General features: G+C 63.8%; 25 protein-coding genes. 16 read left to right on the top strand and 9 right to left on the bottom strand.

The window, feature by feature from the left end:
• Both AC1D1Y_RS04840 and AC1D1Y_RS04835 read right to left on the bottom strand, forming a co-directional pair.
• On the bottom strand, nt 1-1,087 hold a 1,087-nt coding region (locus AC1D1Y_RS04840), incomplete at its 3' end, for an MFS transporter (protein ID WP_477681351.1).
• A 91-nt stretch (nt 1,088-1,178) separates the two neighbouring features.
• Nucleotides 1,179-1,634, bottom strand: a complete 456-nt coding sequence (locus AC1D1Y_RS04835) for a CBS domain-containing protein (protein ID WP_436157649.1) — start codon at nt 1,632-1,634, stop codon at nt 1,179-1,181.
• 155 nt (nt 1,635-1,789) lie between these two features.
• Between AC1D1Y_RS04835 and AC1D1Y_RS04830 the strand changes: the two genes are divergently transcribed.
• The 4 genes from AC1D1Y_RS04830 to AC1D1Y_RS04815 are packed head-to-tail and all read left to right on the top strand — an operon-like array spanning nt 1,790 to nt 7,373.
• Nucleotides 1,790-3,103, top strand: coding sequence for an O-acetylhomoserine aminocarboxypropyltransferase (locus AC1D1Y_RS04830; protein WP_477681350.1), 1,314 nt, complete (start codon nt 1,790-1,792; stop codon nt 3,101-3,103).
• A 2-nt stretch (nt 3,104-3,105) separates the two neighbouring features.
• Nucleotides 3,106-3,918 carry an alpha/beta fold hydrolase gene (locus AC1D1Y_RS04825; protein ID WP_477681349.1) on the top strand — a complete coding sequence of 271 codons (813 nt, stop codon included), beginning with the start codon at nt 3,106-3,108 and terminating at the stop codon, nt 3,916-3,918.
• 7 nt (nt 3,919-3,925) lie between these two features.
• Nucleotides 3,926-6,073, top strand: coding sequence for an acetyl-CoA hydrolase/transferase C-terminal domain-containing protein (locus AC1D1Y_RS04820; RefSeq protein WP_477681348.1), 2,148 nt, complete (start codon nt 3,926-3,928; stop codon nt 6,071-6,073).
• 46 nt (nt 6,074-6,119) lie between these two features.
• Nucleotides 6,120-7,373: a cytochrome P450 gene (locus AC1D1Y_RS04815; RefSeq protein ID WP_477681353.1), complete on the top strand. Its 1,254-nt coding sequence runs from the start codon at nt 6,120-6,122 to the stop codon at nt 7,371-7,373.
• On the opposite strand, the gene AC1D1Y_RS04810 is transcribed toward AC1D1Y_RS04815, so the two are convergent.
• Entirely contained in the window at nt 7,370-7,777 is a 408-nt protein-coding gene (locus tag AC1D1Y_RS04810) for a thioredoxin family protein (RefSeq protein ID WP_477681347.1), read from the bottom strand. The two genes, AC1D1Y_RS04815 and AC1D1Y_RS04810, sit on opposite strands and share 4 nt — an antisense overlap.
• Nucleotides 7,778-7,893: 116 nt before the next feature.
• On the opposite strand from AC1D1Y_RS04810, the gene AC1D1Y_RS04805 reads away from it, so the two are divergent.
• Complete coding sequence (locus AC1D1Y_RS04805) at nt 7,894-8,277, top strand: Mpo1-like protein (protein ID WP_477681346.1); 384 nt, start codon at nt 7,894-7,896, stop codon at nt 8,275-8,277.
• A 23-nt stretch (nt 8,278-8,300) separates the two neighbouring features.
• Here the strand turns inward: AC1D1Y_RS04805 and AC1D1Y_RS04800 are convergent, their stop codons facing one another.
• From AC1D1Y_RS04800 to AC1D1Y_RS04780, 5 genes are all read right to left on the bottom strand, one after another.
• Nucleotides 8,301-8,543 (bottom strand): hypothetical protein, encoded by a 243-nt coding sequence (locus tag AC1D1Y_RS04800; RefSeq protein ID WP_477681345.1) that lies wholly within the window; start codon nt 8,541-8,543, stop codon nt 8,301-8,303.
• Nucleotides 8,540-8,737 (bottom strand): DUF3606 domain-containing protein, encoded by a 198-nt coding sequence (locus tag AC1D1Y_RS04795; protein WP_477681344.1) that lies wholly within the window; start codon nt 8,735-8,737, stop codon nt 8,540-8,542. The genes AC1D1Y_RS04800 and AC1D1Y_RS04795 overlap by 4 nt, the downstream gene beginning before the upstream one ends.
• A gap of 211 nt (nt 8,738-8,948) precedes the next feature.
• On the bottom strand, nt 8,949-9,101 hold the full coding sequence (locus AC1D1Y_RS04790) for a hypothetical protein (protein ID WP_477681343.1): 153 nt from the start codon (nt 9,099-9,101) through the stop codon (nt 8,949-8,951).
• A 131-nt stretch (nt 9,102-9,232) separates the two neighbouring features.
• Nucleotides 9,233-9,469 carry a hypothetical protein gene (locus tag AC1D1Y_RS04785; protein WP_477676577.1) on the bottom strand — a complete coding sequence of 79 codons (237 nt, stop codon included), beginning with the start codon at nt 9,467-9,469 and terminating at the stop codon, nt 9,233-9,235.
• Nucleotides 9,470-9,590: 121 nt separating this feature from the next.
• Complete coding sequence (locus AC1D1Y_RS04780) at nt 9,591-10,805, bottom strand: YihY family inner membrane protein (protein WP_477681342.1); 1,215 nt, start codon at nt 10,803-10,805, stop codon at nt 9,591-9,593.
• Nucleotides 10,806-10,838: 33 nt separating this feature from the next.
• On the opposite strand from AC1D1Y_RS04780, the gene AC1D1Y_RS04775 reads away from it, so the two are divergent.
• The 11 genes from AC1D1Y_RS04775 (at nt 10,839) to xth (ending at nt 21,344) form a co-directional block, all read left to right on the top strand.
• On the top strand, nt 10,839-11,213 hold the full coding sequence (locus AC1D1Y_RS04775) for a DUF2069 domain-containing protein (RefSeq protein WP_477681341.1): 375 nt from the start codon (nt 10,839-10,841) through the stop codon (nt 11,211-11,213).
• 22 nt (nt 11,214-11,235) lie between these two features.
• On the top strand, nt 11,236-12,657 hold the full coding sequence (locus AC1D1Y_RS04770) for an FAD-binding oxidoreductase (RefSeq protein ID WP_477681340.1): 1,422 nt from the start codon (nt 11,236-11,238) through the stop codon (nt 12,655-12,657).
• Nucleotides 12,658-12,684: 27 nt separating this feature from the next.
• Nucleotides 12,685-12,957, top strand: a complete 273-nt coding sequence (locus tag AC1D1Y_RS04765) for a type II toxin-antitoxin system CcdA family antitoxin (RefSeq protein WP_477681339.1) — start codon at nt 12,685-12,687, stop codon at nt 12,955-12,957.
• Between the two features lie 2 nt (nt 12,958-12,959).
• A complete protein-coding gene (locus AC1D1Y_RS04760) occupies nt 12,960-13,274 on the top strand; it encodes a CcdB family protein (protein ID WP_477681338.1) in 315 nt (104 codons plus the stop codon).
• Entirely contained in the window at nt 13,274-14,116 is an 843-nt protein-coding gene (locus AC1D1Y_RS04755) for a thymidylate synthase (protein WP_477681337.1), read from the top strand. The genes AC1D1Y_RS04760 and AC1D1Y_RS04755 overlap by 1 nt, the downstream gene beginning before the upstream one ends.
• A 19-nt stretch (nt 14,117-14,135) precedes the next feature.
• A complete protein-coding gene (locus AC1D1Y_RS04750) occupies nt 14,136-14,621 on the top strand; it encodes a dihydrofolate reductase (protein ID WP_477681336.1) in 486 nt (161 codons plus the stop codon).
• 46 nt (nt 14,622-14,667) lie between these two features.
• Nucleotides 14,668-15,261: a DUF4337 domain-containing protein gene (locus AC1D1Y_RS04745; RefSeq protein ID WP_477681335.1), complete on the top strand. Its 594-nt coding sequence runs from the start codon at nt 14,668-14,670 to the stop codon at nt 15,259-15,261.
• A 226-nt stretch (nt 15,262-15,487) separates the two neighbouring features.
• On the top strand, nt 15,488-17,281 hold the full coding sequence (locus AC1D1Y_RS04740) for a phospholipase D-like domain-containing protein (RefSeq protein ID WP_477681334.1): 1,794 nt from the start codon (nt 15,488-15,490) through the stop codon (nt 17,279-17,281).
• A gap of 28 nt (nt 17,282-17,309) precedes the next feature.
• Nucleotides 17,310-19,430: an AAA family ATPase gene (locus AC1D1Y_RS04735; protein WP_477681333.1), complete on the top strand. Its 2,121-nt coding sequence runs from the start codon at nt 17,310-17,312 to the stop codon at nt 19,428-19,430.
• Nucleotides 19,427-20,302, top strand: a complete 876-nt coding sequence (locus AC1D1Y_RS04730; protein WP_477681332.1) for an HNH endonuclease family protein — start codon at nt 19,427-19,429, stop codon at nt 20,300-20,302. The genes AC1D1Y_RS04735 and AC1D1Y_RS04730 overlap by 4 nt, the downstream gene beginning before the upstream one ends.
• 265 nt (nt 20,303-20,567) lie before the next feature.
• On the top strand, nt 20,568-21,344 hold the full coding sequence (gene xth / locus AC1D1Y_RS04725) for an exodeoxyribonuclease III (RefSeq protein ID WP_477681331.1): 777 nt from the start codon (nt 20,568-20,570) through the stop codon (nt 21,342-21,344).
• A gap of 212 nt (nt 21,345-21,556) precedes the next feature.
• On the opposite strand, the gene ntrC is transcribed toward xth, so the two are convergent.
• Entirely contained in the window at nt 21,557-23,071 is a 1,515-nt protein-coding gene (gene ntrC / locus AC1D1Y_RS04720; RefSeq protein ID WP_477681330.1) for a nitrogen regulation protein NR(I), read from the bottom strand.
• Nucleotides 23,072-23,140 lie beyond the last annotated feature (69 nt).

Here is a 23,140-nt window from a genome sequence, read left to right as displayed (position 1 = left end):
CCCCCACCAACATCCCCGCCACCGGCTGCGACAAATTGTTGAGCATCACAATCACGCCGGTGGTCTTGCCGAGGTCCTTGGGCGGAATGAGCTTCTGCCGCAAGCTGCGGATGTAGACATTGAACATCTTGTCAAAGCCGATTACCAGCAAAAACCCGGCGGTATAGACCCAGAAGTTGGCGGCCAGCCCCGTCAGCAGCCCGCCGGCCAGCATCACGCTATAGGACACCAGGCCCAGGGTGCGCAAGGACAGTACGCTGCGTGCGATGAACAGCAGGATGATGACGGTGGCGATCGCGCCTGCCGTTTGCAGCACCGCGTAGTCGCCGGCGGAGCGCTGCAGCAAACCGGTAACCATGGCGGCCGAGGTGGCCAGCGTGACGCCTATGACCAGGTTGACGCCGGCTGCGAGTGCGATGACTTTCTTGAGGCCGGGCAGGTGCAGCACCTGAGAGAACGCGGTGCGAACGGGCGCGGTCCAGTGGCCCGGTGCCGGCTCGGGCGCGGCCAGCACGACGTTGTTCCGCCGATGCCACCAGGTCACAGCGCCGTCGGCGATCAGGAAGAACACCGCCGTCGCGCCGACCACCATGGGCCAGGGCATCCAGCGCAGCAGCAGCGAGGCCAGCAAGGGACCCAGCACCATGCCGAGCTGGTCGGCGATCTGCGCATGGGCCAGTACCTTTTCAAAACGGTGCTGGCGGAAGATCTGCGGCAGCATGACCTCGCGGGCCATCAGGCCCTGGGTCGTCAGCACGCCGCAGACGGCCGACAGCGCGATCAGCCAGCCGACGCCGCCGGCCCACTGGAAGGCAATCACCCCGGCAATGCACACCAGCGCGCGGTACAGCTGGCTGATGCGCAGCAGCTTGAGCGGCGAGATGCGGTCGCACAGCGCGCCGCAGACCGGAAAGGCCAAAAAGCGCGGAAGGGTCTCGAGGGTGAAGGCGATGCCGGACCAGGCGACGCTGCCGGTGGTCTCAAACACCACCAGGGGCACGAGGAAGAGCAGGATCTGGTCGGCCAGCCGGGAGAAAAACAGGGATGCGTAAAACAGCTGCCCGCCGGCATCACGCTTGTCGCTCACCCCTGCTCCCGCTTATACCGATGCCTTGCGCACCGGCTTGTTGTTGCTGTTGTTCAAAATGGGCGTCCCGGCGGGAAGCCGGCCGCCGGCTTCAGTTGTGGTCGGCGGCGTCCTCGGCCGGCCAGTCGCGGATGTAGGCCTTGAGCATTTTGTTTTCGAAGTTCTGGCTGTCGACCACGGCCTTGGCGACGTCGTAAAGGCTGATGACGCCCATCAGGACTTTCTGGTTCATCACCGGCATGTAGCGCGCGTGGCGCTCCAGCATCATGCGGCGGACCTCGTCGAGTTCGGTCTCGGAAGTACAGGTCAGCGGGTGGTCGTCCATGGCGGTGCGTACCAGCGTGCTGCCGATCTCGCCGCCGTTTTTGACGATGCAGACGATGACCTCGCGAAAGGTCAGCATGCCGACCAGGTCGCCGTGCTCCATGACGACCAGCGAGCCTATGTCTTTGTCGGCCATGATCTGGGTGGCCTTGGCCAGGGGTTCGTCAGGCTGGACGGTGTAAAGCGTGTTGCCCTTAACGCGCAGTATGTCTAGAACCTTCATGGCGATCTCCTCGGTTGTGCTGCCAACATGGCCCTCATTGTCCCACCGCCGCGCGGTGAGAGGGGGAATTCAGTTTAAATATAGCCCACAATCAAACGGCTGGTTGCAACAATTTCCCCGCGTACGGCCACTTTTTTCTGACTGGAGACAAACCCATGCCCGGTTATTCCGATCCCGGATTCGACACCCTCGCGCTGCATGCGGGCGCCGCGCCCGACCCGACCACGGGCGCGCGCGCCGTGCCCATCCATCTGACCACCTCCTTCGTTTTCGAATCCAGCGAGCATGCGGCCAGCCTGTTCAACCTGGAGCGCGCGGGCCACGTCTATTCGCGCATCAGCAACCCGACCAACGCGGTGCTGGAGCAGCGGGTGTCGGCGCTGGAAGGCGGCATAGGCGCGATCGCCACCGCCAGCGGCCAGGCCGCACTACACCTGTCCATCGCCACGCTGATGGGCGCGGGCTCGCACATCGTCGCCTCGACGGCGCTCTACGGCGGCAGCCAGAACCTGCTGCACTACACGATGCGCCGCTTCGGAATCGACACAACTTTCGTGAAGCCCGGCGACCTGGACGGCTGGCGCGCCGCAGTCCAGCCCAACACCAAGCTGTTTTTCGGCGAGACCGTGGGCAACCCCGGGCTGGACGTGCTGGACATCCCGGCGGTGTCGGCCCTGGCCCATGAAGCGGGCGTGCCGCTGCTGGTGGATTCCACCCTGACCTCGCCCTGGCTGATCAAGCCTTTTGAGCACGGCGCCGACCTGGTCTACCACTCGGCCACCAAGTTCCTGAGCGGGCACGGCACCGTCATCGGCGGCATCGTGGTCGACGGCGGCAGCTTCGACTGGGAAAGATCCGGCAAATTCGCCGAACTGACCGAAGCCTATGACGGTTTCCACAACATGGTGTTCAGCGAGGAAAGCACGGTGGGCGCCTTTTTGCTGCGCGCGCGGCGCGAGGGCCTGCGCGACTTCGGCGCCTGCATGAGCCCGCACACCGCCTGGCTGATCCTGCAGGGCATCGAAACCCTGCCGCTGCGCATGGCGCGGCACATGGGCAACACCGAAAAGGTGGTGGAATTCCTGGCCAGCCACCCGCTGGTGTCGCGCGTGGGCCATCCCATGCTTGAATCCCATTCCAGCCACGCGCTCGCGAAAAAACTGCTGCCGCGCGGCGCGGGCTCGGTGTTCAGCTTCGACATCAAGGGCAACCGCGAGCAGGGCAAGGCTTTCATCGAGGCGCTCAAGGTCTTCAGCCACCTGGCCAATGTCGGCGACTGCCGCAGCCTGGTCATCCACCCGGCCAGCACCACCCACTTCCGCATGACGGACGAGGCGCTGGCGGCCGGCGGCATCACGCAGGGCACGATACGCCTGTCCATCGGCCTGGAAGACCCGGACGACCTGGTCGACGACTTGAAACGCGCCCTCAAGGCGGCTGAAAAAGCGGCCGTGAAAGCGGGGGCCTGAGCATGTACCTCGATGTCAACGGCCACAAAACCTATTGCTACACCGGCGGCAAGCCTTTTGACGCCGCCAAACCCACGGTGGTATTTATCCACGGCGTGCTGAACGACCACAGCGTGTGGATTTTCCAGACACGTTACCTGGCAAACCACGGCTGGAATGTGCTGGCAGTCGACTTGCCCGGGCATTGCAAAAGCGCGGGCGAAGCGCCTTCTTCAGTGGAAGAAGCCGCGGACTTTGTCGCGGCACTGCTGGACGCCGCCGGCGTGCAGCGCGCCGCCTTGGTCGGCCATAGCTGGGGTTCGCTGATCGCACTGGAAGCGGCTTCACGGCTCAAAGAGCGTGTGAGCCACCTGGTACTGGTGGGCACGGCCTTTCCCATGAAGGTCTCGCAGGCTTTGCTCGATGCCGCACTCAACGAGCCGATGAAGGCGCTGAACATGGTCAATGTGTTTTCACGCAGCACGCTGGCGCCGCCGCTGGGCGCCGGCAGCTGGGTGCATGGCGCCAGCATGGCGCTGGGCCGGCGCGTGCTGGCCAGCAACACCAAAGCCAACGTGTTCCACCGCGGCTTCAAGGCCTGCGACAGCTATGCCAACGGCGACGCCGCCATGGCCCAGCTCAGTTGCCCGGTGCTGTTCGTCCTGGGCGCGCAGGACCAGATGACGACCCCGAAAGCCGCGCAGGCCCTGGTCGACAAGGCCAGGGATAGCGGCAAAAAGGTCAGCGTCGCCAGCCTGCCGGTGGGCCACCACCAGATGAGCGAGACGCCGGAGGCCACGCTGTTCGCGATCCGCGATTTCCTTCAATCCGCCTGACCGCCGCATGGCCGCGTCCCTCGTCATCCCCACGCTCGCACAGGCGGTGGAACATGTGCTCGCCACGGTGGAAGGCGACATCGTGCTGGGGCTGCCGCTGGGCATAGGCAAGCCCAACCCCTTCGTGAACCTGCTCTACCGCCGCATCAAGGCCCTGGGCGGCGATGCAAAGCCCCGGCGCCTGAAGATCATCACGGCGCTGTCGCTGGAAAAGCCGGAAGGCGCCAGCGAGCTGGAGCAGCACTTCCTGGCTCCGCTGGTGGAGCGCGTGTTCAAGGACTACCCCGACCTCGACTACGTCAAGGACCTGCGCGCCGGCACGCTGCCGCCGCACATCGAGGTCAGCGAGTTCTTCTTCAAGACCGGCGACTATCTCGGCAACGAGCGCGCGCAGCAGGCCTATATCTCGACCAACTACACCTTTGTGGCGCGCGACATGGGGGTGCTCGGCGTGAATGTGATCGCGCAGGCGGTGGCGGCGCGTGAGACCGCCAGCGGCATCGAGCTTTCGCTGTCCAGCAACCCCGACGTGACGTTTGAGCTGGCGCAGCGCCAGGCCGAAAACGGCCGGCCGCTGCTGAAGGTGGGCGTGATCAACCGGCAACTGCCCTTTATGCCTGGGCCGGCGATCACGCCGCCTGGTTTTTTTGACGTGTTGGTGACCGACGCCGCCGCCACGCACACCCTGTTCGCGCCGCCCAACGGCAAAGCCGGCACGGCCGACTACGCCATCGGCCTGCACGCGGCCAGCCTGGTAGCGGACGGCGGCACGCTGCAGATCGGCATAGGCGCGCTGGGCGACGCGATCGCCCAGGCCCTGATCGTGCGCGAGCGCGCCAACGCCGACTACCGCGGCATCATGGCCGCTCTATGCCCCAACGGCCCCGGCAGCCTGGACGGCCGCGAACTGGGCGGCTTTGAACAAGGCCTCTACGGCTGCTCGGAAATGTTCGTCAATGGCTTTCTGCAGCTCCTGCAAGCCGGGATTCTGCGCCGCGAGGTGTTTGACGACGAGGCCGTGCAGCGCCTCGTCAACGAGGACCGGATACCCGGCCTGGCCGTCACCCCCGACACCCTGGCCGCGCTGCTGGAGGCCGGGCGCATACGTCCCGCGCTGGATGCACAGGACCTGGCCTTTCTGCAAGCGCTGGGCGTGCTCACGGCCAAGGTCAGCCTCAGCGCTGACGGCAACCTGGACGTCCAGGGCCGGCGCATCCCCAACCGGCTGGACGATGCCGCGGTGCGCGCGGCGCTGCGCGACGCGGGCGGCCTGGGCCGGCGCCTGGCCGGCGGCGTGGTGCTGCATGGCGGCTTCTTCCTGGGCCCGACCGATTTTTACGAAGGGCTGCGCAACATGCCGCCCGAGGCGCTGGCCCGCATCGCCATGACGCGCATCGATTTCATCAACCAGCTCCACGGCCGGAGCGCGCTCAAGGCGGCGCAGCGCCGCAAGGCCCGTTTCATGAACACCACCATGATGGTCACGCTGCTGGGCGCGGCCGTGTCGGACGGGCTGGAGTCGGGCCAGGTCGTCTCTGGCGTGGGCGGCCAGTACAACTTCGTGGCCATGGCGCATGCGCTGCCCGATGCGCGCTCCATCCTGATGCTGCGCGCCAGTTATGAGCACAAGGACGGCCTGCGCAGCACGCTGGTCTGGAACTACGGCCACGGCACCATCCCGCGCCACCTGCGTGACGTGGTGATCACCGAATACGGTGTGGCCGACCTGCGAGCCCAGCCCGACGGCGAAGTCGTCAAGCGGCTGGTCGCGATTGCCGATTCGCGCTTCCAGGACGCGCTGGTGGCGCAGGCCAAGGCCGCCGGCAAGCTGGACGCGAACTATGAAGTGCCGGAACAGTACCGCCAGAACCTGCCCGAGGTGCTGCACGCCCGCCTGTTGCCCTGGCGGCAATCAGGCCTGCTGCCCGACTTTCCCTTCGGCACCGACCTGACCGAAGGCGAAATCGAGATGGTGACCGCGCTGCGGAAAATGCAGCAGGCCACGCGCCATCCCGTGGAACTGGTCGCCATGGTGCTCAAGAGCCTGGCCGGCACACGCGAGGCGCCGCCGGCCTACCTGCAGCGGCTGGGGCTGGACGACGCCACCAGCTTCAAGAAAATGTTTTTGCGCAAGCTGTTCGCCGGCAACCTTTGAGGGGACCACAGTGAGCGCCCTGCCGCCTTTTAGCGCCACACCGCCGATGGCCGACGCCCGTGCACGCGAAATCGCGGCGGCGCTGGACCTGCGCACCCTGCCACCGGATTTTTACGCCAACCCCTATCCGGTGTATGCCGCGCTGCGCGAGACCGAGCCGGTCAGGCGCATGCCCGACGGCTCTTTTCTTCTGACACGCCACGCCGACCTGGTGGCGGTTTACCGCGACGCACAGACTTTCAGCTCCGACAAAAAAGTGGAGTTCGAACCCAAGTACGGCTCGGCCTCCGCGCTCTTCGAGCACCACACCACCAGCTTGGTGTTCAACGACCCGCCGCTGCACACGCGCGTGCGCAAGCTCATCATGGGCGCGCTGACACGGCGCGCGATTGCAGACATGGAGCCCGGCCTTGTGACGCTGGTCGACGGCTTGCTGGATGCGATCGAGGCCAGGGGCGGCGGCGACCTGGTGGAAGATTTCGCTTCGGCCATCCCGGTCGAGATCATCGGCAACCTGCTGGGCATGCCGCATGCGGACCGCGCGCCGCTGCGCGGCTGGTCGCTGGCGATACTGGGCGCGCTGGAACCCAGATTGACACCGGAGCAGGAGGCCCTGGGCAACCAGAGCGTGCGCGAGTTCACGGCCTACCTCAGAAACTTGGTGGCGGATCGCCGCCAGCACCCGGGCGACCCGGAGCATGACGTGCTGACACGGCTGATCGGCAGCGAGGGAACGGGTGAGCAGCTCAGCGAAACCGAGTTGCTGCAGAACTGCGTGTTCATCCTCAACGCCGGCCATGAAACCACCACCAACCTGATCGGCAATGCGCTGGTGGCGCTGCAGGAACGGCCGGCGCCCCTGGCCGGCCTGCTGTCAGGCATGAGAGGGTTGGACGCACAGGGGCTGGAGGCGCTGCTGGTGCCGGCAATCGACGAGTTCCTGCGCTTTGAGTCGTCCAACCAGCTCAGCAACCGGCGCGCGCTGGTCAACGCCAGGATCGGCGGCGTGAACCTGCCCGCAGGCAGCCTGCTGACGCTGTGCATAGGCGCGGCCAACCGCGACCCGGCGCAATTTGCACAACCCGACGAACTGGACCTGGCGCGCCGGGACAACCGCCACCTGGCTTTTGGTTTTGGCATCCACCAGTGCGCCGGGCTCAGCCTGGCGCGGCTCGAAGGCCGTATCGCCATTGGCCGATTTCTCCAGCGCTTTCCGGGCTATCGCTTGACGGCCACCCCAACGCGCGGCGGCCGTGCGCGCTTCAGGGGCTTCCTGAAAGCGCCGTTTTCTATCGCCTAGCCGGCGCTTATCCAATGCTGCGGCGCCGCCGCCAGGGCCTGCAGCAAGGCCCGGGTTGAAGGCAGGTGGGGCGTGGCGGGCTGGCCTCCTGGCTGCGCCAGTGAATCGAGCAGGCGCGACAGGGTCTGCGCATGCGGCAGCAAGGGCCCGAGAAAACGCGTGCCGCCCGCATCGGCGACCAGCAGCGTGGGAAAGGTTTCCACTTCGATGTCGCCGACCAGTTCGGCCTGGTCCTCAATGTCCAGCCAGGCAAAACGGCTGCCGGGGTAGCGCCCCGCCATATCCGCAAAGAGTTCGCCGTAGTCGCGGCACAGGCCGCACCAGTCGGCGCACAGGCAGATGACCCAGTGGACCGGAGAATCCGGGCCGGGCGATACCGCTGGCGGCGTTGGAAGAAGAGACATGCAGGAAAACGCCGCCTGAAGCGGGGGACACGAGGGATTGACTATTATGGCGACGCCCGCAAAATGGTGAGCGACACGGGGCTATCACGACGGTAGCCCGGCTCAGGAGACACACCATGGACACCACGACCACGCATGGCGAGGCGGCGCAAGCCGGTCAACCCACACCAGTCCCACCCGTCGACCCGCGGAGCTTCGACTCCTTCGCGAGCTTCTACCCCTTCTATCTCAACGAGCACCGCAACCCGACCTGCCGCCGCCTGCACTTCACCGGCTCCAGCCTCACGCTGCTGTGCCTGGCGGCCCTGGTCGCCACGCGCAACCCTTGGTGGCTGCTGGCCGGCGTGCTGTGCGGTTATGGCTTCGCCTGGATAGGCCACTTCGGGTTTGAGAAGAACAAACCCGCGTCCTTCAAACGGCCGCTTTACAGCTTTATGGGCGACTGGGTGATGTACAGCGATATGTGGGTGCAGGCTTTAAAGCGCCTTAAAGGCGACTGACAGGCCTGACCTCAAGCGCGGGGCTAATGCGGGCCCTGCGGCTGGAAAGTGCTGGCTTTGAGCGCCTTCAGGCAGGCGGCGCCGGCATGCAGGGCGGCTTCATGTGTCGGATAGGGATGGTCGGAACCTTCGATGCGGACATCGGCGCTGCGCTCATCGGTGGACAACTGCGTAACCACCCAATAAAACAGGCCGACCGAAGGCTCTTTGACGCGGACCGCGAGCGGCCCGGGTGGCAGGGGCAGTGTGGGAGGCATGGCGCTCATAACACCCTCCCGAGTTCATTGCTCACGTCCTTGGCTGCGGGGCCGACTTCGGCCACGGCCACGCGCAATTCGAGTTCACTGCAGGCCAGCGCGGCGACCCAGTAGTTCAAGGAGGCTTGCTGGGTGATATCGATGCGCTGGTTCCTCAGGGCATTCATAGCCGCATCGGCGGGCGTATAAGCAGGTGATGTCACGGTTTCTCCATGGGTTGGTCAGGGATACCGAGCATCTTGGCCCGGACCGCGCGCGAGCCTTGTAAGAATCCGGCCCGCGAATTTGAAGTCACGCCCGAACAAAAGCAACGAAACGTGCCTGTGGTGACAAGGGCTTAACAACCTTGACAAAAGGTTGACGTGCTTAACACCTCTGCTTATGAGCTTCTGCGCAAACAGCGCGCCTGGAACGCTAAGCCTGTTTTTGCGCCGTGCGTTTGCGCGCCACCGGCTTGTCGCCTGCCGCGCCCGTCGGGCGGGAATCGGCGTGTTTTTCGGAGTAGCGTTTATAGAGCTTGGCCGCCACACCGGAGGTGATGGCAAGCACCAGTAATTTTTTCAGCATGAGAAATCTCCATGAAGTGAAGGGCAAGGCCAACTGTCAGCCTGTCTCACATCGTAGGAATTTCACCGCAGCGCGGAGGTGCGCTTATGCCGCAAACCGGTGTGCGGCCAGTCCGACTGGCCGCAGCACCCTCAGGCGCCGGGCTCGCCGTCCACGCGGATGCCGAGCTGCTTGATCTTGACACGCTGCTCCACGGCAAGGCTCCATTGCTCGAAGTCTTCGTTGGTGGGCGCCGGGCCGCTACCGGTCTGGTAGGCCCACATCTTGGCCGTCAGCTCGTCGTAGATCTGCTTGGCATCGCGCTGCTGCTGGCGCTCCTCGGCGATGGCGCCGTCAAGCTTTTCCCGGGCATTGGTTTTTGCTGGCATCTTTCTGTGTGTGCATGGAAAAACGGAGGTTTTTATTTTGTTACAAGGCGCCATCGCCAACAAGTATTCCCCGTCACTCCGTCGGTTTTTTCCGGGCGCGGCTTGCGTCTGGAGCAAATTCTTATAGCGCGTCGCGCAGCCGCAAGTCGGGCCAGCGGGCTTTTTCCCACAAGCCCTGCACCGCCTCGGCCTTGTCGAGCAGCAACTGCCGCATCAGCGGCTCCAGCGGCGTGGCGTCGGGGTCGGCCAGCAGCAGGAAGCGGGCCTCTTCCTCGCCTTCCGCTTCGTTGAGCTGGCCCACCCAGTCCAGCGCCACCAGGGTTTCCAGCACCGGCTCCAGCTGAAGCCCATCCACCTGCAGCCGTTCGGACAACTGAGAGGCGCTCAGGCCTCTTCGCGGGGTGGCCAGCGCCTGGTACAGCTGTTGCAGCGTTTCGATGGCAAGCTGGAAGTACCAGCCATGCGCACTGCCGCGGCGCGCCACACCGGCGAGCAGGCTGGGCAGGTAGGCCGCGATCACCGCGCCCATGAGCACGATGACCCAGGAGACGTAAATCCACACCAGCAGGATCGGCAAGGTGGCGAAAGCGCCGTAGACCAGCGAATAGGTGGGCACGGCGCCCAGGTAAAGGCTGAGCACCCGCTTGGCGACTTCGATGCCGGCGGCGACGAAGAGCCCTCCTACCCAGGCATGCGCCCACTTCACATAAGTGTTGGGCACGTAGCGATACATCGCCGCCATGCCGCCGGCAACCAGGAAAAACTGCAGGATGCTGAGCAGGAAGCGCAGGCTTACCGGCAGGGCACCCACCAGGCCGCCCGAGGCCGACAGCACGTAGGAAGTGACCGCCAGGCTGGCCGCCAGCAGCAGCGGCCCCAGGGTGATGGCGGCCCAGTAGATCAGCACGCGCTGGGTGAGCGGCCTTGCCTTCTTGACGCGCCAGATGCCGTTAAGGGTACGGTCTATGGTGAGGATCAGCGCGATGGCCGTGACCAGCAGCACGGCCAGGCCGGCGATGCCCAGCTTGTTGGCCTGGCGGCTGAACTGCGTCAGGTAGCCCAGCACCTGGCGCGCGATGTTGTCGGGGATCAGGCTTTGCACCAGCCAGGCCTGCAGCGCGCCCTGCAGCTTCGAAAACATCGGGAAGGCCGTGAAAATCGCCAGCGCCACGGTGAAAAATGGCACCAGCGCGATTGAGGTGGTGAAGGTCAGGCTGCTGGCCGTCAGGCCCATGTGGTCTTCGCGGAAACGGTCGCGCAGGGTCAGTGCCGTGCCGCGCCACGGGAAACGCGACAGGTTGGCCAGGAGGTCCCGCAGGGATTGCTGAAATTTCATCCCCGGTATCATGCCATTTAGATTCTTACGCTCATGAACAAAACAACACAAATCGACCTCACCCGCCGCTTGGCGCTGGCCAGCCTGCTGGGCCTCATCGTGCTGGGCCTGGCCTGGGAAATGTGGCTAGCGCCGATACGGCCCGGCGGCTCGCTGCTGGCGCTCAAGGTGCTGCCGCTGTGCATCCCCCTGGCCGGCATCCTGAAAAATCGCATGTACACCTACCGCTGGGTGAGTTTGCTGGTGTGGCTGTACTTCACCGAAGGGGTGGTGCGTGCCTGGAGCGACCGCGCGCCCGGCAACTACCTGGCGTTCATCGAGGTATTGCTGTGCCTCACGCTGTTCGCCGCCTGCGCGCTCCACGTGCGCGTACGCCTGAAAAACACCCCGGCCCCATCAACCCCCTAACCCTAACCCGAGCCCGAACATCGTGAGCACGTACAACCCCCTGATCGAATCCCTGYGCCAGATCGTCGGCGCATCCAACGTCCTGACCGACGGCGACCTGACGCCCTGGGTGCAGGACTGGCGCAAGCGCGAAACCGGCAAGGCCCTGGCCGTGGTGCGTCCGGGCTCGACGCCGGAAGTCGCGGCCGTGGTGAAAGCCTGCGCCGCGGCACGCGTGAGCATCGTGCCGCAAGGCGGCAATACCGGCATGGTGGTGGGCTCGACACCCGACGACAGCGGCACGCAGGTGGTGCTAAGCCTCACGCGCATGAACAAGGTGCGCACGCTGGATGCCGGCAACCTGACCATCACGGTCGATGCCGGCTGCGTGCTGCAAAACCTGCAGGAAACCTGCGAAAAAGCCGGTTTTCTGTTTCCCCTGAGCCTGGCCTCGGAGGGCAGCTGCACCATAGGCGGCAACCTCGGGACGAACGCCGGGGGCACCCAGGTCGTGCGCTACGGCAACACGCGCGACCTCTGCCTGGGGCTGGAAGTCGTGAACGCGCAGGGTGAAATCTGGGACGGCCTCATGGGCTTGCGCAAGGACAACACCGGCTACGACCTGCGCCACCTGTTCATCGGCAGCGAAGGCACGCTGGGCGTGATCACCGGCGCCATCATGAAGCTATATCCCATGCCGAAGTCCCAACTCACGGCCTTTGCCGCCGTGCCCTCGCTCGAAGCCGCCGTGGAATTGCTGGGCCTGGCGCACCAGCACCTAGGCTCTGGCCTGACCGGTTTCGAAGTCATGGGCCAGTTCGCCCTGGGCCTCGTGGCCAAACATTTCCCGCAACAGCGTGTGCCCTTCTGGCAGGAGCACGCCTGGTGCGTGGTGCTGGAGAACTCGGACAATGAGTCCGAAGCCCATGCGCGTGAATGCTTCGAGCGCCTGCTCGAGGCCGCTATGGAAGCCGGCTGCGTTGCCGATGCCGTAGTCGCCGAGAGCATGGCGCAGGCGCACGCGCTGTGGCACATCCGCGAAAGCATCCCGATGGCACAGGCCGAAGAGGGCCTGAACATCAAGCACGACATCTCGATCAACGTGTCGCGCATCCCCGAGTTCGTGGCTGAAACCAATGCATTGCTGCTCGAGCGGTTTCCCGGCGCGCGCATGGTCGTCTACGGCCACCTGGGCGACGGCAACCTGCATTACAACGTGCAGGCGCCGGAAAACGAAGACCAGGCGCGTTTCCTCAATGAAAAGGAAGTGCCGATGAATGCCCTGGTCTACGAGGCGGTGGACCGCTACCGGGGATCGATCTCCGCCGAGCATGGCGTCGGAAGCCTCAAGGTTGACACCCTGCCCAAGCACAAATCACCCGTGGCGCTGGACATGATGCGCGCCATCAAACAGGGCCTGGATCCGTTGAACCTGATGAACCCGGGTCGGGTCATGCGCATATAATGTGCGCATAGCTCATGAAGGAAGATCATGCTCAAATTTGACCATGCCCCCAAAAAAGCCACCAATCTGTCGCTCAACTCCAAGGTGTTGGAAGTTGCGCGCGAGATGGGCATGAATATCTCGCAAACCGTCGATGCGCTTTTGGCGGATGAAGTCAAACGACGCTACTGGGAGCAATGGAACGAGCGGAATAAAGGGGCGATTGCGTCTTACAACGCCCGCATTGCGAAGCACGGTCTTCCCTTGGCCAAATATCGCAGCTTTGCAAAGAGTCTGGGCGATGGCAGGCAAGAGGAATAAGCGTGGCCCGTTTTGACGTTTACAGCAATCCGGACAAGCCCGAAAATGCATGGATTCCCTTCTATCTGGACGTGCAAAGCGACTATATGCAGGGACTGGAAACACGAGTCGTGGTTCCGCTTTGGGATGCTGGCCACTTCGAAGGAAGGGCCGAAAATCTTCATCCAGAGTTCGAATTTGACGGTCGCCTGCTGGTGATGGACACACCTGCCTTGGGCGCTGTGCCGAAAGCCGCTTTACGCAAAGCGGTCGCCAATCTGACATCCCACCAACTCACTATTCAAGATGCGCTTGACACGCTTTTTGGAGCTTATTGATGACACAAGCTGGCTCACCGCCTATCCGCTCCCAATACGAAGATTTCATGCGCCACGTGGACAGCCACGGCGCCTTCAAGGCCGACCGCACGGGCACCGGCACCAAAAGCGTGTTCGGCTACCAGATGCGCTTCGACCTGAACGAAGGCTTTCCGCTGGTGACCACCAAGAAGGTCCACCTGAAATCCATCATCCATGAGCTGCTGTGGTTTCTGCAGGGCTCGAGCGACAACAACTGGCTCAAGGAACGCGGTGTCAGCATCTGGGACGAATGGGCACGGCCCGACGGCGACCTGGGCCCGGTCTATGGCGTGCAGTGGCGCAGCTGGCCCACACCCGACGGCGGCCACATCGACCAGATCAGCGAAGTCATCAAGACGCTCAAGACCAACCCGGATTCGCGCCGCATCATCGTGAGCGCCTGGAACGTCGCCGACCTCTCCAAGATGGCGCTCATGCCCTGCCATGCGTTCTTCCAGTTCTACGTGGCGCCGTCCGAGGTGCAGGGCCAGCCCGGCAAGCTGAGCTGCCAGCTCTACCAGCGCAGCGCCGACATTTTCCTGGGCGTGCCCTTCAACATCGCAAGCTACGCCTTGCTCACCCACATGGTGGCGCAGCAATGCGGCCTGGGCGTGGGCGACTTCATCTGGACCGGCGGCGACTGCCACATCTACAGCAACCACCACGAGCAGGTCGCGCTGCAACTGAGCCGCCAGCCCTTCCCTTACCCTACGCTTCAGATCAAACGCAAGCCCGCATCGATCTTCGACTATCAATTTGAAGACTTCGAGTTCCTGGACTACCAGCACCACGAGGCGATCAAGGCACCTGTAGCTGTCTGAAGCCCCGGAACTCAAAGTCATGACACGCATCCACATGATCTTCGCCCGCGCCGCCAATGGCGTGATAGGCCGCGACAACACCATCCCCTGGCGACTGCCGGAAGACATGGCGCGCCTCAAGCGCCTGACCACCGGCTGGCCGGTCATCATGGGTCGCAAGACCTGGGATTCATTGCCTGTGAAATTCCGGCCGCTGCCGGGTCGCGCCAACATCGTCATCACGCGGCAGCCTGATTGGAAAGGCACCGGTGCCACGACGGCCGCGAGCTTGGCCGACGCGTTGGCGCTGTGTACCTCGTCGGCCGAAGTGTGGATCCTGGGCGGCGCGCAAATCTACGCGCAGGCGATGCCGCTGGCCCACCGCATCGAAGTCACCGAGATTGCCGAAGATATTGAAGGCGACGCCTACGCGCCGACGCTGGGCCCCGAATGGCGACAGGCCGCGCGCGAAGACCACGTATCGGCGACCGGTATGAAGTTCAGCTTCATCACCTACGAAAAATAAACCATCCACAAACCACAACCACAACAACACTTGAGAGGGAATTGATATGTCAGGAGGCGGATTTCACGTACACGGGCCCCACGACCATGAACTCGAGCATGCGGCGCAAGGCGGCCATGGCGGCCAAGAAAGCGGCGGCGGCATGATTGCGCAGATCGCGGTGATCACGGCGATCATCGCGACCATAGGCGCCATCTTTGCCTACATGGGCGGTGCCACGCAGGCCAACGCGGGGCTCTACAAAAACAACGCGGCGATCAAGAAGACGGAAGCCTCCAACCAATGGAATTACTTCCAGTCGAAAAGCACCAAGCAGTCGCTGGCCGAACTGGCCCGCGACCTGGCGCCCGAAGACAAAAAAGCCGGCTACCAGGGCAAGGTGGACCGCTACGAAAAAGAAAAGAACGAGATCAAGGTGGCCGCCGAGAAGCTGGAGGCCGAATCCACGGTCTGGGATAAATCCTCGGACGAGCAGATCCACCAGCACCACCGCTGGGCCCAGGCCACCACCGTGCTGCAGGTGGCGATCGCCCTGGCGGCCATCGCGCTGCTGACACGCAAGAAATGGCTGGAATACGGCATGTTCGCCGTAGCCGGCGTGGGCCTGGTGGTGGGTGCACTCGCCGCGCTGCACATTTGACCGCTATTGAACCCGTCTTTTCCGGGGCTGGAGCCATTCCTCCCCGCTTTCAAAACTGCAGCGCAGGGCCTTGACCGTTCGAATGGCGTGAAGCAACGCGGTGGGGCCGACAGCGGCGTGGCCGGGCGCACAGCCGGCCGCCTCCTCTGATTGGAGGTTGACACCGAAAGAACTCTCCAGCTAGAAACGAGGCACCAGCTCAACCATGGGCGAGGGAGGGGAAACCATGCGCTTCAAGTCGAAAAAGCAGGCGGGCTTTCAGGTGTTCGCCGTCACCGGCATCAACACCGTGTCGTTCGGCATCGACACCACCGCCGCCGCGCGCAAAGGGCTCCTGGGCTTTGCCGTCGAACGCATTGACCCGGTGGAGAAGCAGCGCTACTTCATGCCGGGCTTCAAGGTGTTCCCTTCCGTCATCCCCAGCCCGGACGAAAACACCCGTCCCAGCACCTTCGACCACCCGGTGCAAAGCCTGGTGTGGGACGACTTCACCGCGAAATCGGGACGCAGCTACGAGTACCTCTTCTACCCCTTGCGCGGCACTCCGCGAAAGCTCGATCGGAGCCTCAAGCCGGTCAGTCTCAAAGTGACGACCGAGGCGCTTTACACCAATGGGCCGCATGACGTGTTCTTCAACCGCGGTGTCGCCAGCAGCCAGGCCTACACCGGACGCTTTGGCCGCGGGAAGCTCGAAAAGCTGCCCGAACCGAAGCGGCAACAGGCCAAGGATTGGCTCAGCCGCGATCTTGACGATGCCCTGCTCAAGTTCATCGCGCAAACGAAGAAGGGCGACGGCCTGCTGTGTTGCTTCTATGAGTTCCGCTACCTCCCGGTCGCCACCGCGCTCGCGGAAGCCATCACCCGAGGCGTAGACGTTCGATTGATCATCGACGCAAAGGTGAATGAGACCAAGGACAAGAAGACCGGCAAGATGAACGAGAGCTTTCCGCGGGAAGACAACTTGCGGATGCTCAAGACGGCAAAGATTCCGAAGGCGCGCGTGACGCTGCGCGAGGCCCGGACCAATGACATTCAGCACAACAAGTTCATGGTGCTGCTGAAAGGCAAGAAGCGCGCACCGACGGAAGTATGGACCGGCTCGACCAACATCTCCGATGGCGGCTTGCACGGCCAGACCAATGTCGGCCATTGGGTGCGGGACGAAGCCACCGCCACTTTGTTCGAGAACTACTGGAACCTGCTGAAGAAAGACCCCGGCGCCGTCGACGGGTCCTCGGCCGAGGGCAAGCGGGAGAACGCGGCCTTCTACACAGAGGTCGAAACCATTTCGCCCACGGTGACCGAGATCGACGACATCCCGACCGGCATCACCTCGATCTTCAGCCCCCGCCGCGGCCCGGCCGCGCTAAAACTCTATGTGAACCTTGTCGACAAGGCCAACGAATCCGGATTCATCACCCTGGCGTTCGGCATCAACAAGGACTTCAAGGATGCCTTGAAGGCCCACACGGGGGCCAGCCCGATCACCTTCCTGCTGCTCGAGAAGAAGGACGAAGCGACCGAAAAGACCACGGACACGTTCGTCGCCATCAACGCCTCCAACAACGTCTACAAGGCCTGGGGCTCCTTCATCAAGGATCCGGTGTACCAGTGGGCGCGCGAGACCAACGCCAAGATGCTGGGCGTCAACAAGCACGTCAGCTATGTCCACTCGAAGTTCCTGCTGTTCAATCCCCTGGGCACAGACCCTATCGTGGTGACGGGGTCTGCCAACTTCAGCAAGGCTTCGACCAATTCAAACGACGAGAACATGCTGTTGATCCGAGGTGACCAGCGGGTGGCCGACATCTACTTCACCGAGTTCAACCGCATCTTCAACCACTACTACTTCCGCTCCGTGGCCGAGGAGACGCGGGAGCGCGTCGACGCGGGCGCCGCGCCGGCTGCGGAAGGAAGCCTGTTCCTGAAGGAAACAGACGCGTGGACCGCCGGCTACGCCCCCGGGAAGCTGCGCCAGAAGCGCCTGGCGCTGCTGACCACCATGACCGGTTTCAACTGATCGCGCGGCCCGGCGAGGTGTTCCGCTCATGATCCGCATTGACCGTTCCTCCGTGCCGGCGCCGAAGGCGCTCACAGACTCGCATGCCGAAGCTCGGCGGACAGCCGCAATTGAATACTTCGCGCGCGCCGAGTCGAAGCGGCAACAACGGCGCTTCGACTTCAGGCTGGTGTTCGCCCAGCCGGAACTGAACGAGCGCCTGCGCGCCTTGTTCAAGGACAAGTGCGCATACTGCGAGAGGCTTGTCAGCTTCGACAAACCGGGAGTTCCCTTCCTCGACCGGTTTCGCCCCGTCTCAGGGGCCATCGGCGGCGATGGCAAGGTCACGGTCGACGCCTACTGGTGGATGGCGTTCGAGTGGCAGAACATGTATGGCTGCTGCGCCATGTGCAATCGGGCAAAAGGCAGCCGCTTCCCGATCACCGGGACGCGCCTTACCTACCGGGACCGCCTGAAGATGGCGCGCGAGCGGCCCTTGCTGCTGGACCCCTGCGCGGACGACCCAGATGAGCACTTGCTGTTTCACGACGACGGCAGGGTGAGCGGTACCACGGATAGGGGGCGCACAACGGTCGAAATCCTTTCGCTGAACCGCGAGGAACTTCTCACTCTTCGGGGTGAAGTGGCGAAGGAAATGCTCGTGATACGGGACTCGTTGTCCTCGTCCGACCCCAGCGGGTTGACGCTCGACCCGGCGTTGTCATTTACCGCGATGCGGCGCCAGCTGTTGAATCGCGCCCGCCAATCGCCGACCCGCCAGAAGACGCTGCAGAGTTCGGCCCGCAAGGGCCAAGTCGCTCACGAAAGCAAGCATGCCGCCTCAAGCTTGGATGCGCCGAATCGTGACGTCCAGCGCGAGCGGGCTCGCACGCGCTACATCCAATCGGTGACCCTGCGCAACATTGGCGTGCACCATGAACTCAAAGTGTCCCTGGGTGGCGCCGACGCGACGGGAGCCCCCTGGATGGTGCTGCTCGGCGAAAACGGTGTGGGCAAGAGCACCCTCCTCAAGGCCATCGGGTTCGCATTGGCTGGCCAATCCCAGTGGGAGCAACTGGGGCCGTTTGCGCTAGGATTGCTTCCGACCCGCAAGGGTAGCGACGGCAAGGTGGGTGAGATCGAGGTAAGGCTCACGGATGGCGAAATCCTGCAGCTGAGGATCGACGCCGGACGCCAGTTAGTGAGCGGCACGGCCAGCGACGCCAAGTTGTACGTCCTTGGCTTCGGCGCGACACGGCTGCCGCCGACGCACGCGCATCCGCCTCCGCCTGAGCCATCTTATTTGCGCCTGCTGAACCTCTTTGACCCGTTCTCACCCTTGGGCGACGCGGTGCATTGGCTGTGTAGCTTGTCCGCGCTACAGTTCGAGCGCGCGGGGCGGGCGTTGCGGTCTCTTCTGGATCTACCCGAAACCGCCGTGTTCCATCAGCGCCGTGGCACAGTCTGGCTTGACGAATCAGGCACCGCCACCCCCATTGACCAGTTGTCCGACGGCTACCAGACCATCATCGGCGTCGGCTGCGACATCATGTCGGTGCTGCTGCAGTCCGACCTGCCGATAGAGCTTGCCGAGGGCATCGTCCTCATCGACGAGATCGGAAACCACCTGCACCCGAGCTGGCGCATGCGAATCGTGGCTGCGCTGAAAGTCGCGTTTCCGCGCATTCAGTTCATCGCGACGACGCATGAGCCGCTATGCCTGCGTGGGCTGGACAACGACGAAGTGGCTGTGCTGCGCAAGGATGCCATGGGTCAGGTGGTTTTGCTCGCCGATCTGCCGCCCATCCGCGGGATGCTGGTGGACCAGATCCTGTCGTCCCAGTACTTCGGCTTGAGCAGCACGGTCGATCCTGATTTCGCGGCCAAGCTCGACACGTACTACGGGCTCATGGCGAAGAAGGACAAGAGCGCGGCCGAGCAAGCGCATCTGGCCGAGCTCGCGCCGATGATGGACCGGATGCGCCTGGTGGGAGATTCCCCCCGCGAGCAGATTCTTCTCAGGGCCATCGATAACTTTGTGATGGAAGCGGACAAGTCAGCAAAGCCTATTGATCCCGCACAACTGCCGGAGGACGTGAAAAACAACTTGCTGGGACTGCTGTCGGACCTGGGATTGCCCGGAGACGGCGCAGGGGAGCCGCCCACATGATCCGGGTTGAGCGCCCAGCGGCGCCTGCCTGCCTTGAAGGGCTCGCCTCCGCCGCGGCGATAGAACTGGCCGCATCGGTGGCGCACTACACCAGCACGCCGCCAAAGAAGGAGTCCTTCAAGTACACCGTCTACAGCTCGGCGCCGGTCAAGGAGACGCTGGCCAAGGCGTTCAACAACAAATGCGGCTACTGCGACATCGACTATGGCGGTGCGCCGCTGGATGTGGAGCACTTTCGGCCCAAGGGCGCGATCGTGGAGATTGACCTGGAAACCCTGAAGCCGAGGGGCACGCAATACGTGACCAAGCCCGGCTACTACTGGCTCGCGGCCAAGTGGACCAATCTGCTGCTGGCTTGCATTCATTGCAACCGCCCGGAAAAGCACGCGTTTCCCGACGCCCAGGACGAAGTCTCGGGCAAGAGCAATTTCTTCCCTGTCGGTGCCAATACCGCCCGCACGCTTGACCGGAACCTGGACAGCGAGGCCCTGGAACAACCCCTGCTGCTGGACCCCTGCCGGGACCAGCCGGAGGCACATCTCGAGTACGGCCCCAAGGGGACCATACGGCCCAAGACCCGGCCGGACGCGGACGACCTGCGGGCACGGGTCTCTATCCGGGTGTATGGGCTACAGCGCGACCCCCTGGTTCGCCGCCGCGAGTCCACGCAGACGCTGCTGGCGCTGCGCATCGCCGAGGCCAGGAAGGCCCTCGCCGCCTTGGCGGAAAATCCGGCCGACCAGCAGGCCCGCCAGGACCTCAACGCCAAGCTGGCCGAAATCAAGGACCACTACCTGGCGCCGTCCCGGCCGTTTCTGGGCATGTGCCGGCAAATGGTGCGGGAACAGTTGGTCAGCATCGTACGCCCCTGAACGCGCGTCGCGCGGCACACCCGTCGGTCAATGCGGCGCTTTTCCATGGCACCCGGCAAAATGCGGTTTGCAATCATCCGAAAGCCTTATGGCGCAGCCTGCGATTCGCCGGGCCGGCCGGCGAGCCAGGCCGCAGCATGTGAGAACGTCGAGCACCCGAGGAATGCAAGCAGGCATCGCAGGAATTTCAGATGAAGGCTCTGCTGGGAGCCTCGCGAGAGAAAATCCGGCAGAAAATCAGCCCAAACAAGTACTTAGGACTTTTATGAAAATCGCGACCTGGAACGTCAACTCGCTGACCGCGCGCCTGGCCCATGTGCTGGACTGGCTGGCCGCCAACCCGGTGGACGTGCTGTGCCTGCAGGAACTCAAGATGACGGACGACAAGTTCCCGCTGGAGGCGCTCAAGGCGGTGGGATATGAAGCCGCCGCCTTCGGCCAGAAGACCTATAACGGCGTGGCCATCCTGTCGCGCACACCCATGCGCGAGGTGGTGAAAAACATCGTGGGTTTTGAAGACGAACATTCGCGCGTCATCGCCGCCACGGTGGACGGTCCCGCGGGCCCCCTACGCGTGATGAACGGCTACTTCGTCAACGGGCAGGAGCCCGGCAGCGAAAAGTTCGCCTACAAGATGCGCTGGCTGGACGGCCTGCAGGCCTATGTGCGCGCCGAAATGGCGGCCCACCCGCAGCTGGTGCTGCTGGGCGATTTCAACATCACGCCGGAAGACCAGGACTCCTACGATCCTGAAGGCCTGCGCGACACCATCCACCACACCAGGGAAGAGCGCGAACACTTCCGCCAGTTGCTGGCACTAGGGCTGACCGACAGCTTCCGCATGTTCGAGCAGTTGCCCAAAAGCTATTCATGGTGGGACTACCGCATGCTGGGCTACCAGAAGAACCGGGGCCTGCGCATAGACCACATCCTGGTCAGCGAAGCCCTGAAGCCGCAAGTCAAAGGCTGCACCATAGACCGCGTGCCGCGCAAATGGGAAAAGCCCAGCGACCACGCACCTGTGACCGTAGAGTTGGGCTGATAACCCCCACCCCATACGCCCTGAATCTTCAAGCCAGCATGAGCCGCGGAACCGGCTTTGCCGGGCCGCAGGCGCAGTCCCCTGCAAGGGGAAAAGGGCTACACGCAGTGAGCCCGATAGGGGTGTGCCAATTTTTCGGCTTTGCCGGGCCGCAGGCGGGCGGCCCCCTCGGGGGGCAGCGACCCACACGAAGTGGGGGAGCGTGGGGGCTCTTATTCCAGATGGAGCTCCTGGATCTTCCGCGTGATGGTATTGCGCCCTATGCCCAGCTTCTGGGCCGCTTCGATGCGGCGGCCACGGGTATTGGCCAGCGCGGTCTGGATCAGCTTGGACTCAAAACGCCGCGTGAGCACGTCCCACACATCGCTGCGCCCGGTGGCCAGCAAGGCCAGGGCTTCGGCTTCAAGGCCGGTTTCCCAGCTTTGCTCCACACCGCCTGCCGGCACGGGCAAAGCCGCTTCGGACGCGTGGGCGGCCGGCGGTTTGTCGGTGGCCGCGGCCCATTCCATACGCGGGGCTTCGGTCCTTTCAGCCGGAACCTGGGCCTTGCCGGACTCCGGGATCATTCCCAGCACTTCAGGCGGAAGGTCTTTGGGTTCTATCACCTGGGCCGGCGCCATTACCGTAAGCCAGTGGCAGATGTTCTCGAGCTGGCGCACGTTGCCGGGGAAACTGAAGTTACTCAGCTGTTGCAGGGCGGTATCGGAAATCCGCTTGGGCTCAACGCCGAGTTGCTTGGCGCTTTGCTGCAGGAAGTGCCGCGTCAGCATGAAGACATCTTCACGCCGCTCGCGCAAGGCGGGCAGGCGCAGGCGAATCACATTGAGGCGGTGAAACAAGTCCTCGCGGAAACCACCTTCTTTGACGCGCTGCTCGAGGTCCTGATGGGTGGCGGCGATGACACGCACATTGGCCTTGACGGCGTTGTGCCCGCCGACGCGGTAGAAGTGGCCGTCGCTGAGCACGCGTAGCAGGCGGGTCTGCAGGTCAAAGGGCATGTCGCCGATTTCATCGAGGAACAGCGTGCCGCCCTCGGCCTGCTCGAAGCGGCCGCGCCGCATGGTCTGCGCGCCGGTGAAGGCGCCGCGCTCATGGCCGAAGAGTTCGCTCTCGAGCAAGTCCTTAGGGATGGCGGCAGTGTTGATGGCAACAAAAGGTCCGTTGGCGCGCGGCGAATGTTTGTGCAGCGCGCGCGCCACCAGCTCCTTGCCGGAACCCGACTCACCGGTGATCATCACCGTCACCATGCTCTGGCTCAGGCGCCCGATGGCACGGAAAACGTCCTGCATGGCCGGCGCCTGGCCCAGCATCTCGGGCGCGGAGGCCATGCGCTCCTCGGCCACTTCTTCGCGCTGGCTTTCCTCCACCGCGCGGCGAATCAGCTCGACTGCCTTGGGCAGGTCGAAAGGTTTGGGCAGGTATTCGAAAGCCCCGCCCTGGAAGGCGGAGACCGCGCTGTCCAGGTCGGAAAATGCGGTCATGATGATGACCGGCAGGCCGGGCAGCTTTTCCTTGACCTTTTCGAGCAGGTCCAGGCCGGAGCCGCCGGGCATGCGGATGTCGCTCACCAGGATTTGCGGGCCGTCTTCTTCGGTCGCGTTCTCCAGCGCGGCAAGCACTTCGCGGGGGTTGGTGAAACTGCGCGTAGGAAGGTCCTCGCGAAGCAGGGCCTTTTCCAGAACAAACCGGATGGACTGGTCATCATCAACGATCCAGATCGGTTTCATGTATGCAGTCCCTTTTGTCATGCTTTCAGCGCGAGGCCCTCTGTAAGCCCTCCGCGCCGATCGCGTTAT

This window comes from Polaromonas sp. P1_G1, assembly GCF_056405595.1.
Note: the sequence above shows the minus strand (reverse complement) of the source record. Positions and strands in the feature narration are given on the sequence as shown.